The 13273-nt window shown below is 43.3% G+C and carries 13 protein-coding genes; 6 read left to right on the forward strand and 7 right to left on the reverse strand.

The genetic code is table 11. From position 1 onward, the window contains the following. Positions 1-742 precede the first annotated feature (742 nt). A complete protein-coding gene (locus QUA44_RS26435; RefSeq protein WP_333255928.1) occupies positions 743-1819 on the reverse strand; it encodes an alpha/beta fold hydrolase in 1077 nt (358 codons plus the stop codon). Between the two features lie 383 nt (positions 1820-2202). On the opposite strand from QUA44_RS26435, the gene QUA44_RS26440 reads away from it, so the two are divergent. Next, positions 2203-3378 carry a DNA cytosine methyltransferase gene (locus QUA44_RS26440; RefSeq protein WP_333255930.1) on the forward strand — a complete coding sequence of 392 codons (1176 nt, stop codon included), beginning with the start codon at positions 2203-2205 and terminating at the stop codon, positions 3376-3378. Here QUA44_RS26440 and QUA44_RS26445 read toward each other — a convergent pair. Together QUA44_RS26445 and QUA44_RS26450 are read right to left on the reverse strand one after the other, a co-directional pair. Continuing rightward, positions 3344-3568, reverse strand: coding sequence for a type II toxin-antitoxin system HicB family antitoxin (locus QUA44_RS26445; RefSeq protein ID WP_333255931.1), 225 nt, complete (start codon positions 3566-3568; stop codon positions 3344-3346). The genes QUA44_RS26440 and QUA44_RS26445 overlap by 35 nt on opposite strands. An 11-nt stretch (positions 3569-3579) precedes the next feature. Beyond that, positions 3580-4122 (reverse strand): hypothetical protein, encoded by a 543-nt coding sequence (locus tag QUA44_RS26450; protein WP_333255932.1) that lies wholly within the window; start codon positions 4120-4122, stop codon positions 3580-3582. A 170-nt stretch (positions 4123-4292) separates the two neighbouring features. On the opposite strand from QUA44_RS26450, the gene QUA44_RS26455 reads away from it, so the two are divergent. Next, entirely contained in the window at positions 4293-4847 is a 555-nt protein-coding gene (locus QUA44_RS26455; RefSeq protein WP_333255934.1) for a hypothetical protein, read from the forward strand. A gap of 177 nt (positions 4848-5024) precedes the next feature. On the opposite strand, the gene QUA44_RS26460 is transcribed toward QUA44_RS26455, so the two are convergent. From QUA44_RS26460 to QUA44_RS26470, 3 genes are all read right to left on the reverse strand, one after another. Next, entirely contained in the window at positions 5025-5258 is a 234-nt protein-coding gene (locus tag QUA44_RS26460; RefSeq protein WP_333255936.1) for a type II toxin-antitoxin system HicB family antitoxin, read from the reverse strand. 78 nt (positions 5259-5336) lie between these two features. Further along, positions 5337-6134 (reverse strand): PIN domain-containing protein, encoded by a 798-nt coding sequence (locus tag QUA44_RS26465; protein ID WP_333255938.1) that lies wholly within the window; start codon positions 6132-6134, stop codon positions 5337-5339. Between the two features lie 19 nt (positions 6135-6153). Continuing rightward, a complete protein-coding gene (locus tag QUA44_RS26470) occupies positions 6154-6600 on the reverse strand; it encodes a helix-turn-helix domain-containing protein (RefSeq protein WP_333103939.1) in 447 nt (148 codons plus the stop codon). A 367-nt stretch (positions 6601-6967) separates the two neighbouring features. Here QUA44_RS26470 and purB point away from each other — a divergent pair, with 367 nt between their 5' ends. The 3 genes from purB to QUA44_RS26485 all read left to right on the forward strand — a co-directional run bounded on the left by purB (position 6968) and on the right by QUA44_RS26485 (position 10691). Continuing rightward, positions 6968-8263, forward strand: a complete 1296-nt coding sequence (gene purB / locus QUA44_RS26475) for an adenylosuccinate lyase (protein WP_333255968.1) — start codon at positions 6968-6970, stop codon at positions 8261-8263. Positions 8264-8590: 327 nt separating this feature from the next. After that, positions 8591-9316, forward strand: coding sequence for a M15 family metallopeptidase (locus QUA44_RS26480; RefSeq protein ID WP_333255940.1), 726 nt, complete (start codon positions 8591-8593; stop codon positions 9314-9316). Between the two features lie 172 nt (positions 9317-9488). Further along, the gene (locus QUA44_RS26485; RefSeq protein ID WP_333255941.1) at positions 9489-10691 is read left to right on the forward strand and encodes an acyltransferase; all 1203 of its coding nucleotides are present in this window, start codon (positions 9489-9491) and stop codon (positions 10689-10691) included. A gap of 43 nt (positions 10692-10734) precedes the next feature. Here the strand turns inward: QUA44_RS26485 and QUA44_RS26490 are convergent, their stop codons facing one another. After that, positions 10735-11574, reverse strand: coding sequence for an SH3 domain-containing protein (locus QUA44_RS26490; protein WP_333255943.1), 840 nt, complete (start codon positions 11572-11574; stop codon positions 10735-10737). Between the two features lie 243 nt (positions 11575-11817). Here QUA44_RS26490 and QUA44_RS26495 point away from each other — a divergent pair, with 243 nt between their 5' ends. Continuing rightward, complete coding sequence (locus QUA44_RS26495; RefSeq protein ID WP_333255945.1) at positions 11818-13185, forward strand: NACHT domain-containing protein; 1368 nt, start codon at positions 11818-11820, stop codon at positions 13183-13185. Positions 13186-13273: the final 88 nt, after the last annotated feature.

Raw genomic sequence — 13273 nt, forward strand, 5'->3', positions numbered from 1 at the left:
CACATTGTTTATACGCCCTTTATTTCACATTTGGGTACACAATGCAAGGGCTAATTGAGAATGGTGCAAGATCTCAGTTAAAACCGACTGAAAAGCTGATAGGAAAAGGCTTTTAGTCCTCTTTAGAGGACTTTCGCTATGAGACAGGGGTTTCAACCCCTGGCGGTTATTGGAAGTGGTGCAGGATGTGAGTTACCACCGATAGCAACGGCAAAAAACCCGGTTTCTTTGGTTTTGATACGATCGCCCCGTCTCTAAACTAAAATAAGAGCTTGTACGACGCGGTGCTGTTTGTTGCCGAAGACGAGAGAATCAATCAAGGACGTGGGAATTTAACGCGAAGATGCCACCCCACTACAATGCTGGTTTCGAGTGGATCAATAAAAATTTCGGTTAAGAAAAAGGAATTACGAGAGAGTAATTATCGCAATTTGCAGTTTGATTAGATTGAGAGTTGGAGCTTTAGTTTTACCTAGTTAATAGCTCACACAATTGTCAAAAAAACGAATAAATTAATCGATATTTATTCACCACTTTTTAACTAAAATTGTTTCTAATCCTTATGCTGTCCTCACATCGAGGTTAAGTCAACTGGCTATGCAAAATATGCACAATTGTGTCCCACTAAGCCATTCAGCTTTTGCCCTGATGTCTAGTGTTTTTGGGAAATAGTTTTAACGTTCTGGACTGGAGGGATTAAACCCCCTAATCCTTTCCTCCCCCCAACTATTGCCGAGGAGTGTTAAGGTTTTATTTGATAATCTTCATCAACACTCAAGGCATCGAACCACTGTAAAATCCGATTCCATGCCCACCACCGATCGCTATCACCAAATTGATGCTGACAACGTTTACTACTGATATGCCCAACATGACCGCCGTAGGCTGTCACCACTAATTCTAAGGCAGGATTGTTCGCGCTAATGGCTTGCAACTCAGAGACAAGAATTGGATCAAACATCGGATCATCCGCTGCATAGAGGATGAAAGTGGGTTTTTTGAGGTGAGGCAAAATGTGTAGAGCGCTGCTAGCCTCATAGTATTCTTCCACAGAGGAGAAACCTAACGGGCCAATTACCAGTTCGTGGTCAAAGCCCCAAATGCTGTTGGCGCGTTCAATAGCTGCAGGATCGATCGCCCCCGGATGCGATGCGGCGATCTGTTTTGCTAGTTTTTTTAACTGTCGCGCGATCGCTTTTTCTAAAAATTTCCCCCACTCATCTTTAACTAGATAAGACAGAGAACGGTTCGAGTCCAAGCTGGGGCAAATCACCGCCGCGCCTGCTAGTTCTGACTCTTCGATCCCTAAGTCCGGCCCCCAATCTGCGATCGTCTGAGCTGATTTTACGGCCCACAAGGCTAATTGTCCGCCCAGGGAATAACCCGTGAACCAAAAAGGCGCGGGACATCCCATTTCTTTAGCAGCGGCAGCAATCCGAACGAAATCTTCACCTTCGTATAGGCCATCAGAAGTCAGGGTGGGAGAGAGTTGGGCAGTTTTGCCGTGAGCTCGCCAGTCAAATAATACCACTGCACAGCCTTGGGCATAGGCTTTACGGCCTAGTAGCTTCAGATACCATTGATTATCCAGATCGCCAGTAATGCCGTAAGTCCCGACAATGGTATATCGAGGATTTTCGGGGATGGCAACCCAGCCAAAAATCGGGACTCCACAGGCGCCAGTAAAGATGTGTTCTCGGTAAGGGGGTTCTGGGTAAGGGATCGTTTTTTCCCAACCGCGACTAGCCCTTAATGCGGTGTACAACGTCATTAATAGGCCGTTGTTCAGCAGCCAAGGTGGAGTATAGGCAATGGTCATAAGCGAATGTCGGAAATGTCTGTCTCGTTGGTGGGATTTTTTTACTTGACCGGTTGGCTATTCTAGCGAATAACCCTGAAAACCGCAATACTTTTTGAGTAAATTCACTCAAGGGCGAAGTCAAGCCAAAATATTAATGGCTATTCATTTGGAACCATTTATTGGCGAATAGAGAAGAATGCCAGCTAACGAGGTTTAGCATATTGTAGCGGATCGCCCAAACTACAAAAACCTGGTTGCTTTCAGAAACAGGGTTTCTGAGTCTTGCATCCCCGCGCAGATGTACAATAGGACGATCGCACTCCCCGACTCCAAGCGCGATCGAGCCCTACACCCTGGCCCAAGTGGGCAACATCAGATAGAACGCAGTAAAAAAATATAAAATGGAAGGAATACAACTATCTTTATTCTCAAACGAGTCAGAACCAATTTCTGCCAAAAAGCAGAAGAAAGCAAAATTAGGGCGCTACGAACGCATCCAACGCGAACTAGAAGCAAATGACTGCGACCCCTACAAGATATTCATTGATATTGAATCTCAGTCACTGCCAAAATCCGACTATACATTTGTCGATCTTTTTTGCGGTGCGGGCGGCATGACCCAAGGTTTATTGCAAGCAGGTTTTCGACCAGTAGCAAGTGTTGAAATTAATGCGATCGCCTCGGCAACTCATACAAAAAACTTTCCCGATTGCCATCACTTGTGCGACGATATAAAAAACTTAAATCCCCAAAAGTTGCTCGCTGAAATTGGTTCGCCCGAAGTTCATGTTGTTGTAGGCGGGCCGCCGTGTCAAGGCTTCTCAGTTGCAGGAAAACGCGACCCCAACGACCCTCGAAATCGCCTCTTTAGAGAGTTTGTTCGCGTAGTCTCTGAAGTACGTCCTTGGTATGTTGTCATGGAAAACGTACCGGGAATATTGACTATACAAAAAGGAGCTGTTAAACAAGCCATTTGCGAGGCTTTTCAGGAAATTGGCTATCCCCACGTTTCCGTTGCTGTTCTTGAATCAGCCGCCTATGGAGTCGCGCAAATCCGCCCGCGAGCTATTTTTATTGCCAATAGATTCGGGATGCCAAATCCCTATCCGAAGCCGCAATTGTTACCCGAACAATACAAAGCGATTGAGTCAGCAATTGATGATTTACCAGAGTATACTCCCATCCCAGAAATTAACCACGAATGGACTCGTCATTCTGTTGAGTACATGGAAAGACTTGCTAAAGTTCCACCAGGCGGTTCTTTGTATGAAAGCTACGCCGATGCTTTCAAGCGACAGTATCCGGGCAAACCGAGTATGACTGTTAAAGAAAATCACGGCGGCACTCATATTCATCCTTATCTCAACCGCGTTATTTCAGCTCGCGAAATGGCGAGATTGCAAAGTTTCCCGGATTCATTTATTTTTGAAGGTTCAATGAAAAAGGCAATGTGGCAAATCGGAAATGCCGTGCCACCTCGTTTGGCAGAGTGTATCGGTTTTGCACTTATTCCATATTTGACTGATATTGCTTTCAACAAATTTAAGCAGCCTGAAATAATCGTTCTAGCTTCTTAGTTGCTGGCAATGGTTTACCTTCAGCTTGACAACTTTCGATTAGTAAGTCTAGTACCTCTCGCCCATTGTAGATAGCTTCTTCATAAGAATCTCCGTGAGTTACTGGTTGCATTACATCCTCAAATTCAGGCAAAAATACGACAAAGCATCGATCTGCTTCTGACCTTTGGATAACAACTGTATATTTCATGATTAATTCACTTATCGCATTTTTTGTTCTACTTCTTCTAGGGACAAATCGAGAGCTTGGGCAATTTGTTCTGCCGTTAATCCAATTTTTACCAATCGCGGTATCGTTTCTAGTTTAGCTAGCTTTCGCTCAGTTTCAATACTGTCATCCCTATCGTTAACCGGTGTAGGAGTTTCCCTAACTATAGATTCAAATTTTTCCAATTCATATTTTTCGTTATTTTGGGAAGGATTACGACAGAGGTTAATATTACCACCCACCACAGAATTTCCAATGATTTGATAGTGAGAGTTATCTAATCCCAATCTTTCAATAGAAGCACGAAAATTTGACTTATTCAAATCTTCTCCCAACGCTTCAGAAAGAATTTGCCAAAGTGCGTAAGCTTCATCTTTTGCATGACCTCGCGTACATTGATATTCTTTCGCAAGATCGGCGTATTTATGACCGTTGATAACGCCTTTAATAATTGCTCTTTGCAGACTATCGAGGTGCTTACCTGTTTGAGCGAAAACCAGTTCGTCTAAATATCTCAACACCTCTGTTGCGTCCATAGTCTGTTAAAAATTTTACTCTATCCGTCATTATCCGCTATAATCCGCCCCTTGTAAATATTCTTAATCAAACTCCCGTCTTTTTCCGCCATTTTCCGGCACTAAAAAATTCTGACACCTTTGAGATTCGAGGAATAATGTAAAGAAGATTACTCAAAAAAGATGAAGCTATGCTCAAAAAAGTAACAATCCTATGTTTGGCAATGATTGGTTTCTCGACCATTCCTGTATATGCTGAGGGTGTGTTTTCAACTTCCAACTTAAAGATTGCCGATGTCAACATTTCAGTCAACAATGAACGTAAAGTTCTCACTAAAACTGAGGCAAGTACAGGAAAATGGTTAGGTGAACAGAAGTTGGGGCAGTTCTATGGCATGATGTGGGTGCCTGAGCATAATGTTCTTTTTGTAGCAGGTGTTTTAGAGGGTGGAAATCGACCTGTACTGGTCAAAATTAAATCCACTGGTGGCGGCGGGCGGAATATGTTTGCCGTGAAACCAGATGGTGGCCCAGTTTCTGGATATAACTATCGATTGGGTTCGCAGTTCATGCAGGTCAAGAATATGAGTTACAATGGTAGTTTGCAAGTTGACAACGGTTCAGGGGTTGTCTACCGGATTGCAGGTGTAGGTGGTAGTGGATACAATATGTTTGCGCTCGTCAACGAAACAACTTGTCAGAGTCTACCAAATTATCGTTATTTTATGGGTTGCAGCTACTACTAATAGCAGGGCGATCGCATTTTGTCACCTAGTCATTTCTTCAGCAGACACTCCTGAGATGAATGATGTAGATGCGATCGCACTTATTTTACCAGTCATCCAACTAACTCAAGGGACGCGCTCTCTCAGTTAAAATGAAATAGTATGCGTTTGGATTGATAATCCTTGGTATTAATAAGTTTACGCAATCTGCAATCGTTTCCCCAACGTGTGAGGTGCTGGTAGAGGTTTGCCATCTTCTTGATAGAGTTCAATCAATGTTTCTAACAATTCTTGTCCGTGTTTTGCCGCTTCCTCGTAAGTGTGTCCGTGAGTGCAAGGCTGCATGACATCGGTAAACTCAGGCCAACTGACAACAACAAAAAGTCGATCTTCTTCTGACCACTGGATGATGAGACTGTAAGGGCTATTCATTCTTCTATTTCCTTGGGCTTCTGCAAATCGGTTATTTTAATCAGCTTGTTGCTCCTCAACCCTATTTATTGTTAATTCTCAATCCAAGCTTTGAGCAAATATTTTTAATGCTTTGATATCCTCTGATGAGATATTCCCCTCAATTTCCTGATTCTGAAATCGCAGAATTTCACCTCTACCATCTTTCGCAGTAATTGTAAGCGTCTCTTCTTGCTGCCAAATACGATACCGCTCTCCCTCAAGAAATTTACCGCCTTCGGGTATTTGTCTGCCGTAGTTCCTTAAGACTGTTTCCGCAGTTTGCACAATATCGAGACTATATTCATATAACAAAATATCACTAGCAAATTTGGGCATACCTGCTTTTTTTTCCAAAAATTCAAGTAATTCAGCAACAGTCTTCGGAGGTTTTTTGTACCTTTCCGACTGTTGCCGTAATAATCTCACTATTAAGTCCGGGTATTCGTCAAATAGCTCGCTCATAAACTCATCAGGTGACAGCGATTTGATGTTCCAAGGAGCTAAATCCTTTTCTTGGAAATCCGCTAGATTGCTGGTAACAATGACATCAGCCTTGGCTGTTACAGCAGCAGCAAGAACATGACGGTCTTTAGGGTCATTTTTCATGATTTGCTCTAAGCCGACAGGTACTTCAATTATTGCTTCGGGAAAGGCTGCATTGATTTCCGCTTCAAGATTGATTGCTTTCTCCTGGCATAATATCCCTTGGCGGACAAGGTTGCTCATTGCTTCATCTAGGATTTTCTGCGACCAATACGGTAAATACAGACCAGCCTCGGCGGTGGAAAGCAGAGTATCGCGCAGATACATAGGAAACAGGACACAAGCATCGAGGACAACACTAAGCTTAGACATATTAATGTTGGAATTATTTCTATGCCTCGTACAAACCAGCTTCTTCGGTCATCTCGATTAGCCGATCCAAGTGTTTGCGACGTTTGTTGTCTCGATGTTCTTTATATAAAGTTAAATCCTCCAAACGAATACGTCTATGCTTTCCTACTTTGATACAAGGAATTTCTCCCTGGTCTAGTAACTTGACCAGAAATGGTCGGGATACATTCAGAATATCAGCAGCTTCTTGTGTTGTCAGTTCGTGATTGTGAGGTACTAGAGAGATAGCTTGACCTGATGCCATTGCACGCACGACCTGACGCAAAATGCTGTATACTGATTCAGGAATTACTATCTCTTCTCCGTTACTTCCGACTAATTTTGGTTGTGCAAATTCGTGGCTGAGAATCCGATCTAATTTTGCTATTTCTTCTTGTTTTTGTTCGGGAATCAAAACTGACTCAAGCGATGCTTTTTGGTTCAACATAATTAATCTCTTTTTTGATGTGATTGTTTGTGAAGCACAGAGTCAATATGGTGGTATAAGTTGGTATAATCAGCGGTTTAAACCGCTGATTATACCAGACCCCGTTTTATTGGTCAGCAGACAGAATCTGCGATCGGGCACAACCAGTGCAGCTATTGCTGGAAGGGGTATGTAAGTATTTGGCCACCATATACTTGGTTGTTTCCTTCACGATAACACTTACTGTGCTATAAACGCAATATCCGAAACAAACGAAATATTCAAACTCAGAAGAGGGATAGTTTGATCGCCCGAAATTCCCCCTCCCGACTGAAGACGGATGCCGCGCAGAGGTACAATAGGACGATCGCATTCCCCAACTCCCACCGTGATAGAGCGCTACACTTTGCCCGAAATGGGCAACATCTGGACTGAAACCGCCAAACTGAAAACCTGGCTGCAAGTAGAAATCGCTGTCTGCGAAGCTCAAGCCGAACTCGGCTACATCCCCGCCGCCGCAGTCGAAGAAATCAAAGCTAAGGCTAATTTTGACCCCAAACGAGTCCTCGAAATTGAAGCCGAAGTCCGCCACGACATGATCGCCTTCTTGACAAATGTCAACGAATATGTAGGCGATGCCGGCCGCTACATTCACCTCGGCTTAACCAGTTCCGATGTGCTCGATACCGCTTTGGCGCTGCAATTAGTCGCCAGCGTCAATATCTTGTTAGAACGTGTCGAAGAATTGAGTCAAGCTATTCGCTATCAGGCTCAACAGCATCGCAATACCGTCATGGTTGGCCGATCGCACGGAATTCACGCCGAACCCATCACCTTTGGCTTTAAACTAGCAGGATGGCTGGCAGAAGTCTTTCGCAGCCGTGAAAGATTAGTCAATTTGCGATCGTCCATTGCAGTCGGCAAAATCTCCGGCGCAGTCGGAACCTATGCTAATATCGATCCGCGAATAGAAGCCATTGCCTGTCAAAACCTCGGACTCGAACCCGATTGTGCATCCACTCAAGTCATTTCGCGCGATCGACACGCCGAATACGTCCAAACCTTAGCACTGTTAGCAGCATCGATCGAACGTTTTGCAGTAGAAATCCGCAACCTGCAACGCACCGACGTTCTCGAAGTCGAAGAATTCTTTTCCAAAGGGCAAAAAGGCTCATCCGCCATGCCCCACAAACGCAACCCAATTCGCTCCGAAAGACTCACGGGGATGGCAAGAATTGTTCGCGCCAACGCCGTCGCAGCCTTAGAAAACGTGGCGCTTTGGCACGAAAGAGACATCTCTCACAGTTCCGTAGAACGGATGATTTTACCCGACAGTTCTACAGTAACTCACTTCATGTTAGTAGAAGCCACAGACTTAGTAAAACACCTGCTAGTCTATCCCGAAAACATGAAGCGCAACATGAACCTTTACGGCGGGGTAATCTTCAGCCAGCGGGTGATGTTAGCCTTAGTAGAAAAAGGCACGAGTCGCGAAGACGCATACACAATTGTCCAATCTTGCGCTCACGAAGCTTGGAACAAGCCAGGGGGCGATTTCTACAATTTGATTGCTAAGGACGATCGCGTTACTGCTAAAATGACGAGCAAAGAAATTGATGATTGTTTCGATCCGCAGTATCAATTGAGGCACTTAGATTTAGTGTATCAGCGCTTGGGAATTTGAGGATAATTAACAATTAAAAATTAGTTCGAGAAGCGATTTATCTTTCTAGCGTTCTCGCGCTTGTCCGACAGTCCGACAGTCCGACAGTCCGACAGTCCGACAGTCCGCCGGGGGTTCAAACCCCCGTCTCATAGCTAAAGTCGGTTGAAACCGACTGAAAGACTTCTAAAATAGATCAAAATTTTCGACAAATATTTTAGTCCTCTAAAGAGGACTTTCGCTATGAGACAGGGGTTTAAACCCCTGTCGGACTGTCGGAAAAACGCGAAAATCGCTCAAAACATGAAATGCCACAAAAACAAGATAAAACATTAAATTTACAGAACCATGAAAATAAGTAAATTTGCCAAATATTTAATTTTATTCGTATTAGTATTATTCTCAGCAATTAGCCTGCAGCATCCAATATTTGTCCGCGCCCAAGAACCGCCAAGAGTGGAAATTACCCAACCAGAACCAAGCCCGATCGCACCTGAAAGCATTTTCATGAGTCAACTTCCCAGTTGGGCGCGCCTTGTTGACATCCGCAAAGTAAATCCCAACATTCGCCTCGATATCCGCTACGCCACTGCGAACAATTTCTTAAAACGAAAGCTTTACTCTCAAGCAAAATGCGCTTTGAGAAGTTCTGTAGCTCAAAAATTAGCCCTAGTTCAAACAGATTTGGAAAAAATCGGATTAGGTTTGAAAGTTTACGATTGCTACAGGCCTTTCTCTGTGACTAAGCAAATGTGGGAATTTTTACCAGATCCGAACTATGTTGCTAATCCTGCTAGGGGTTCGCGGCACAATCGCGGTGCTGCTGTAGATTTAACTTTAGTCGATCGCACGGGCAAAGAATTAGAAATGCCAACGCCCTATGACGATTTTACCAAAAAAGCTCACGCAGATTATCAAGGCGGCAGCGCGCAATCTCGGAAAAATCGTCAAGTGCTTAAGGATGCGATGAAAAAACAGGGATTTATTGGTATAACAACAGAATGGTGGCACTTTGATTCGGAAGATTGGCAGAAATTTGCGATTCTTGATGTGTCGCTTGGGGCGATTCCTTGATTATAGTAAACGCTTTTGCCGTGAGGGTATATACTATAAGCAGTTTCTTTTCCTGTACAGCTATCTGAAGGAAAGCAATCGCTGGCAGTTATGATAGCTTTACATTCTGTGACCAGCAGGCAAAGTTTATTGGCGCCTATCTACTTAATATAAAAATCCACAGGAGCATTTTATGTTTAGTTATTGGTTTGTGAATCAAAATTTACTAGCTTTGGCAGTTAATAATGCAGTAGACAATAGGAGTATATTAGCTACATTTACTATTTTGTCTATATTAATTTTAATTAGCTGCAGAAAAAGTGTAAGAGAGCAACCATTATCAATTTTACAGACTAATCAAATGAAAGGAATTGCCATCCTGATCATCATTGTTCATCATGTAGGTCTTGTTCTGGGCAGTCCGGGTTATTTATCTCCTCTTGTTTACCTAGGTTTTCCCAGTGTAGCTATTTTTTTGGTACTTTCGGGATATGGAATTTTTCTATCTATTGAAAAAAAAGGATTAAATAACTTTTTTTCCAAAAGAGTAATGAGAGTTTACATACCATTTATCTTAGCCATGACTGGTAAAATTCTAATATTTGATTATTTTATCTTAAATAAAAGAAGTAATGTTGGGGATTCTTTACTCAAGATTTTTTTTGCTCCCTCAACTTTGGATAGGTATATGTGGTTTATAGTATATATTATTTTTTGGTATTGCATTACTTATGTAGTTTTTAGTATGAATAACTCCAAGGAATCTAAAATATTTTATTTATTTATAACGGCAATAGTTGTCGGTATTTCACCATTACCCCACACCTGGCTTAGGAATCCTTTTAGTTTTCCGTTTGGTTGTTGGATAGGGGCAAACTCCCAAATAATTATTGAAAACTTGGAAAATTTACTCGCAGGGAAAAAGCCAAAATTATCTAGTATTTTCGCTCACATAAAAAAACACCTCAATCATTATATTGAAACTTTTACTTTATATCTATCCTTTGGTATGGTATTTTTACATTTATGGGTATGGATGAAATTCCCCAATAGTGCTAATACCCAAATTTATTCTCCTCTCATTTATTCTCCTATAATTCAGGTTATTGCTCGCGCTATTATAGGTATTTCCTTCGCTATTTTGATAATTGGGTTAATAATCTTATTAGGGAAATTCAAAATTCGCTGTACCTTTCTAAACTTTTTAGGCGAAAACTCTTTTGAAATATATCTAGTTCATGGTACATTGCTGAGTTTATTCGAGCTCATGTCAGGAGTGGATTTTGCGGTGACTTTCTTTGTTTATTTCATCATTGTCTGTATCAGCAGCATAGTATTGAAAAAGGTTAGCTCCTTCGTCTCTGACTTATTATTAAAAAATGTTAATAATAGTTAATGTTAAAAATCAGGACTAAAGTCCTTACTAGGAACCTGCACATTTATCGCACTTGTACTAAAAATTCGTATTCGTACCCCCGAAAATTTGAGTCTAGTTGTAATGTGTAATTGCCAGTAACTGGCACTTTTCCAGTCCACTCTGTTTCATTGCCTTCATAAGGATTTCCAGCTAAAAGTTCGCCACCCGGAGTTATAATTTGGGGGAAAACATCTTTCCGATTCCTAACAGTCATAGTTTGACCCTTAGCGGCGCGAATTATGTAAGAATGACTGCCGCCGCCGATAATTCGACCTTTGACGATCGCCTCATCTCCTCCCGGTAGAAAATTAATCTGCTGGTTGACCTTAGAACAACTGCTTTCGGTGCGGTTTTTGGCAATCCAACCAGGCGGATCGGTAATTCGCAGCCAACCGTTTTGTTCTTCGGCGACTGAAACAAAGGTATTATTTTTAAGTTTTCCTACTATGTTGCTGCCCCTTACTTGCGGGATCGATCGCACATTTAGCGGTGGATTCGGATCGCTGACTACAGCCATACTGATTTTGCAACCCGAATTTGGCGGTGTGACAACTACTGGCTCAACTTTTCGCCCAGAGACTCCTGCAACTAGCGAGGATTGAACAGCCGGGGTTTTTGCCGGTTGGGGTGGGGATTTCGGAGATTCTACAGCCGGGGTTTGTGCTTGCAGAGATTTTGGTTGCCGAGATTCAGGGTTGTTCGTGGGCCCTGCAATCTGGTTTCTGGTGGAGGCCGGTGATTCTGCAAGGGGAAGATGGGATTGTTTCATCGCACCCGACTGTATAGTTGCAACAGCCACTCCCACTGCTGTTGCTAGTCCTGCTAAGCTGACTGTGATGATTTGAATGTTGGTAAATGACATAAAAAACTCTCTCTCTCTATACTAATAATTTTTGTTTCGGAGTTGGGGCGATCGCCAGTTAATTTATAGTGGAAATACCTAGTGCGGGCCACAGGGTCAGGATTTGTAGATAAAATTTCAGATCCATAATTGCCGCAATAATTTGAGTCAATATATACTGGACGCCTATACTGATGGTAATCTTGCTCTGGGTTATTTGCGCGCAAATTTGCGAAAGTAAGCGTTCAGCGCGAGGTACATAAAATGTCAAAATTGATTCCTCTGAGATTACAACCGCCTCGCGATCGATTGTTGGAGGAGGTGAAGCAGGAAGTCCAAGCCGGCCTCGCGCAGTCTTTGCACGCTGCTGTGCTGGCTAACCTTGCTCAAGACTCGTCGCCTGTTGGTGTTAACCGCTGTTGGGATGTGGAAGTGAAAGCGGGCAACCGTCCGAGTTTTCGGCTTCCTCCCAAAGCAAGCATTGCTAAAGTGTTCGATCGCGCCGGCGGCAAATTGGTAATTTTGGGAGCCACGGGTGCAGGCAAAACTACGACGCTGCTAGAATTAGCTCGCGTGTTAGTTTCCCGCGCCCAAAAAGATGCTAGCTTGCCAGTACCAGTGCTGTTTGAACTCGGATCATGGAAAGCAGAATCCGGGGCGATCGCCGATTGGTTAATTGCTCAACTTCAGTTCAAATACGGCATCTCTCCTGCAGTGGGCAAAAAATGGCTTGCCGAACAACAATTGCTGCCTCTCCTCGACGGCTTAGACGAAGTAGAAACCCACCGCCAAAATAGCTGCATTCAAGCAATCAATCAGTTTGTGGAAAGCGAATTTAAACCCAAACATTTAGTAGCTTGCAGCAGTTTTGAAGCTTACAAAAACTGCCCCACTAGATTTCGCCTGCAAGCAGCGGTTTTATTGAAACCTTTAACAGAAACTCAAATTCAAAATTATCTGCTAGAAGCCAGAAGCCGCGAACTTTGGTACAGCATTGAGCACGAGCCGGAGTTGTTGAAATTGGCAAAAGCTCCCTTGCTTTTGAGCATGATGGCTTTGGCTTACGACGATATTTTAATTGAAGCTTGGAAGCGCATAACTTCTGCAGAAGAACAGCGCAAATATCTGTTAACTGCCTATATTCGCCACCAAATGACCGGGCAAGTCAAGCAGTATCCCAGAGGTAGGGAACTGCGGCCGGAACAAATTCGCCACTGGCTGGGATGGTTGGCGAGAAGGATGGAACAGCAAGGAATTCAAGAATTTTACCTCGATCGCATACCATCTAGCTGGCTGCAAACAGACGAAGAACAGCGCAAGTATCAGTTTGGAGTTAAGCTGGTTGGCGGGCTGATTTGGGTGATTTTGGGATTAATTTTCACCCTAGTCTCCGGGTCGATTTGGGGATTGATTGCGGGTGCTGCGGCTGCGGTAATTAGTGCTTTGTTGCCGGGAATTCCGGGGATTGAAAGTTTTATGTTGCGCCTCGTGCTGTGGTCTAGCGGCTATATTCCTTGGGATTACCAGCGTTTTCTGGATGCTGCGGGCGATCGACTGTTGCTGCAAAAAACGGGCGATCGGCGCTATCGATTTATTCACGATTTGTTGCAAAAACATTTTGCTGAAATATAAATAATGCAGGAGCTTGACAAAATTAAATAGTTATGATATTAGTCTTGCCAATTATGCACGGTTCAAGTGCCAAATGTACGATCGCATC

Origin of the sequence: Microcoleus sp. N9_A2, from assembly GCF_036701775.1 — a bacterium.
Classification (GTDB): Bacteria; Cyanobacteriota; Cyanobacteriia; order Cyanobacteriales; family Microcoleaceae; genus Microcoleus.